The organism is Halomonas sp. SIMBA_159, assembly GCF_046536035.1.
In the GTDB taxonomy this organism is placed as follows: Bacteria; Pseudomonadota; Gammaproteobacteria; order Pseudomonadales; family Halomonadaceae; genus Vreelandella; species Vreelandella venusta_A.
Window position 1 is genome coordinate 1 of sequence record NZ_JAWJBT010000487.1, and the last position, 275, is coordinate 275.

The window sequence follows — 275 nt, forward strand, 5'->3', positions numbered from 1 at the left end:
CGGCAACCCGCTACCATAGTTTAGTGATTGCGCGAGAAACCCTTCCCAGCGTTTTAGAACTCACCGCTTGGGTGGAAGATGGAACAATTATGGGGGTCCGTCATCGGGATTATCCTCACTTGCAAGGAGTACAATTTCACCCAGAAAGTATCTTAACGGAGTCCGGAAAACAACTCTTGCAGAATTTCTTGGTATCCTTAACAGAGCTTAGTGTTAAGGTAGCGTAGGTGTGATGATGAAGCGACGAAAAGTAATTCAGTATCTCGGGTTTGGTG

General features: G+C 46.2%; 1 protein-coding gene. It reads left to right on the plus strand.

Annotated elements, in window-relative coordinates; translation table 11 throughout:
- Positions 1-227, plus strand: a 227-nt coding sequence (locus tag R0J87_RS20140) for a glutamine amidotransferase-related protein (protein WP_498888469.1), incomplete at its 5' end; no start/stop codon positions are given.
- Positions 228-275 lie beyond the last annotated feature (48 nt).